The sequence below is a fragment of the Salipiger sp. genome (assembly GCF_059781815.1).
Genome location: NZ_JBYNAH010000362.1, coordinates 1 through 2,802 on the forward strand (window position 1 = coordinate 1; position 2,802 = coordinate 2,802).

The window sequence follows — 2,802 nt, forward strand, 5'->3', positions numbered from 1 at the left end:
CGTCAGGCTCATAACCTGAAGGTCGTAGGTTCAAATCCTACTCCCGCAACCAGTTCTTCAGGCACTTCCATAGGCTTGTACGCCGCCCTCAAGGGCGGCGTTTGCGTTTGAATGGCGCCAGAAGCTCCACGTACAACGCCCGAGCGGCATCGGCAGCGAGAGCAGGTCAGTGACCCGCAAAGGCCTCCGTCCGGCCGGCGCTCGAGAGCCAGCGGTCGCCAAAGCCCTCACCGAACCCTCCAGCCGTATCAAGGCAGCCCTCGCTCAATCGGTGCGCTTCGCGTTGTTCTCGAAACCCTCCAGAAGGGCCGCCTGCACGATGTCCAGCAGGTCATCCGCCCGCGCGCGTGCCGCCGCCATCTTTGCGAGGGTGGCCGGACGGTCGAACGGTGCGGCGCTGGCGGTCTCGACGGTCTCGAGACGAGCGGCCAACAGGGCCTGCAGGGCCGGAAGGATCTCGTCCCGATGTGCCCGCAGCGCCGCGTTCTGGACGCGGCGGATCTCCCGGCTATCGGCAAGCGAATAGGCAACGTCCCCAAGCAGCTCCGAGCGCAGCAGCGAGAGCCGGATGCCCGCGCCGATAACCAGCGCGTTCAGGGCAAGAGAGAGGACCAGGAGCGTGACCAGGGCGAGACGTCCCTTGTGCAGGTGCCGGACCATCACAGAACCCCGATGAGCACGAGGAAACCGACCAGATCGGACAGGCTCGCCCCGGAGGTCCCGCCCACGGAGGGGGCGAGGGCATAGCCGAGCCCGCCCAGGAGCAGGAGGAGCAGGCCGAAGCCTGTGACCCACGGCAACGGCTCCGACAGGACCTCGCCGCGCGGCGCAGAGCCGGTGCCGCTGTCCTCCGCCAGCCGGCTCAATACAGCCCGCGATAACAGCGCAATATCCTCGTCGCCGGGGCGGTGCAGGGCCTCCGCGAGCAGGGCGTCGAGCTCTGCGTCCCCGTTCGGAGCGCTTGTGCTTTGCGACCCTTCTTTCCGCGTCATCGTGTTTCCTCTTCCTCTTCCTTAAGTCTCTCTCGTAGCCGGGACCGGGCTCGGACCAGCAATTGCTCGACGGCGCCCTCGCTGGTGCGCAGGGTCACGGCGATCTCGGGGATGCTCAGCTCGGCGCCGATCCTCAGGAGCAGCGCGCGGCGCTGGCGCTCCGGCAGGCCGGCAATCGCAGCACGTGCCGTGGCGAGCTCCTGTCTGGCGGCGATCCCGCTCTCCGCGTTGGGTCGGTCGTCTTGCGGCTCTTCCATCGTCTCGAGGCCGACGAACCTGCGAAAACCGCTGCGGCGATTGTGGTCGATGCAAAGGTTGACCGCGATCCGGTAGAGCCATGTCGAAACCGCCCCCTTGGCCGGATCGTAGCTGGCCGCCTTCCGCCAGGCCCGCAGGAAGACCTCCTGCACGACGTCTTCCGCGTCGGAGCCAACCGCAAGGGCCTGCGTGGCATAGCGCCGGACGCCGGGGCCAAAGAGCGCGATCAGACGCGCCAGCGCGGCGCGGTCGCCTTTTGCGAGCGCCAGCATCACCTCCTCTGCCTCGGCTTTGCTTGGGGGCATCGGTGTCGAAACCTGTGTCGCATGGGGGCCCGATCCAGTGTGTTGCCGGCCCCAAGGGCCAGCAACGGGTCTTCAGCAGCTGAGGTCGGTTTCCGCATCCTTGCGCCGCCCGCTGCCCACGCCGCGCTCAGCGGCTGATCTTGCGGGTCAGCCCGCCGGTCTGGCCATTGGGGCCGGTACCGCTCACGGTGGTCGTGGTGCCGCCGGCGTCGGTGGTGCGCAGACGCGACTTGCTGGCGCTTTGCCCGCCAGCCGTCGTGGCTGTGGTGTTGGTTTCGCAGTTCGCGGCACCGTTGCCGCGGAGGCAGTCGCGGGTCTTCGCCACGGTGCCGCCGTTGCCGGTGGTGACGGTGACGTTCTGTGCGGCGACCGGCGCCGCGAGCAGCAGCGACATCAGAAGCGGGGAGACAAGCTTGGAAGAGATCATTGCAATGGTCCTTGGTTTTGAAAGGGGAGGTGGTCCGCCTGCCATCGCCAGCAGAAGGGACCGGGAAAAGGACGCGCCGGAGATCAGCCCCGGGCGCGGGCGAAGAGGGTTTGCAGGCGGGACAGTTCCTTCGGTCCCAACACGCCATCGCGATTGCGGTCGGCGCGGCGGAACCCGGCGGCTTCTGACTGGAATTCCTCGACGCTCAGCGCGCCGTCGCCGTTGCCGTCGCGGCGCAGAACCCGCGAGGAGTTCGGCACGAGGGGCTTCAACTCGGCCGCGGTGAGAACGCCGTCGCCATTCGCATCGGCATGACGGAACATGTCGCGCTGGGTGGCTTGGAACTCGGCCAGCGACAGGGCACCGTCGCCGTTGGTGTCGTAGGTTGCCAGCAGGTCGGATTGCGCGAAGGCCGGGGCCGAGAGGCCGGTCAGGCAAAGCGCGAGAAAGAGCGGGCGCATCGAGGTCTCCTTGAAGGTGTCGATACAAGGGATACGCGCGGCAATCGCGGCTCCTACGCAGGCCGGGCGATTTTCTTGAAGCTTTTTTGCCGCTCCGGATCGGGCCCGGCGCGGCAGCGTGGGGCAGGCAGAAAAACGCGGGCCTCTCAGAGGTGGTCGAGCGGGGCTTTGCTGCGCAACCCAGAGTTCATGAGCTCAGCAAAAAGGGGGGCCGAAGCCCCCCTTTTCTCAGGTCGTCGAAGTGTTTGCGCGTCAGCCGCCGAAATCGTCGAGCATGATGTCTTCGCGATCAACGCCCAGATCGAGCAGCATGTTGATCACCGACTGGTTCATGATCGGCGGGCCGCACATGTAGAACT

At 66.9% G+C, this 2,802-nt stretch carries 5 protein-coding genes; all 5 read right to left on the reverse strand.

The features are described 5' to 3' along the window. Positions 1-264 precede the first annotated feature (264 nt). The gene (locus AC6RA4_RS24655; protein ID WP_500164830.1) at positions 265-660 is read right to left on the reverse strand and encodes a hypothetical protein; all 396 of its coding nucleotides are present in this window, start codon (positions 658-660) and stop codon (positions 265-267) included. Then, positions 660-992, reverse strand: coding sequence for a hypothetical protein (locus tag AC6RA4_RS24660; protein ID WP_500164832.1), 333 nt, complete (start codon positions 990-992; stop codon positions 660-662). Before AC6RA4_RS24660 ends, AC6RA4_RS24655 begins: the two co-directional genes overlap by 1 nt. Further along, on the reverse strand, positions 989-1,522 hold the full coding sequence (locus AC6RA4_RS24665) for an RNA polymerase sigma factor (protein WP_500164834.1): 534 nt from the start codon (positions 1,520-1,522) through the stop codon (positions 989-991). Before AC6RA4_RS24665 ends, AC6RA4_RS24660 begins: the two co-directional genes overlap by 4 nt. Positions 1,523-1,682: 160 nt before the next feature. Next, complete coding sequence (locus tag AC6RA4_RS24670; protein WP_500164836.1) at positions 1,683-1,982, reverse strand: hypothetical protein; 300 nt, start codon at positions 1,980-1,982, stop codon at positions 1,683-1,685. Between the two features lie 83 nt (positions 1,983-2,065). Next, the gene (locus tag AC6RA4_RS24675; protein WP_500164838.1) at positions 2,066-2,443 is read right to left on the reverse strand and encodes an EF-hand domain-containing protein; all 378 of its coding nucleotides are present in this window, start codon (positions 2,441-2,443) and stop codon (positions 2,066-2,068) included. Positions 2,444-2,802: the final 359 nt, after the last annotated feature.

Coding starts and splice junctions, on each gene's coding strand:
- AC6RA4_RS24655 (WP_500164830.1), bottom strand. CDS start 660: ATGGTCCGGCACCTGCACAAGGGACGTCTCGCCCTGGTCACGCTCCTG.
- AC6RA4_RS24670 (WP_500164836.1), bottom strand. CDS start 1,982: ATGATCTCTTCCAAGCTTGTCTCCCCGCTTCTGATGTCGCTGCTGCTC.
- AC6RA4_RS24665 (WP_500164834.1), bottom strand. CDS start 1,522: ATGCTGGCGCTCGCAAAAGGCGACCGCGCCGCGCTGGCGCGTCTGATC.
- AC6RA4_RS24660 (WP_500164832.1), bottom strand. CDS start 992: ATGACGCGGAAAGAAGGGTCGCAAAGCACAAGCGCTCCGAACGGGGAC.
- AC6RA4_RS24675 (WP_500164838.1), bottom strand. CDS start 2,443: ATGCGCCCGCTCTTTCTCGCGCTTTGCCTGACCGGCCTCTCGGCCCCG.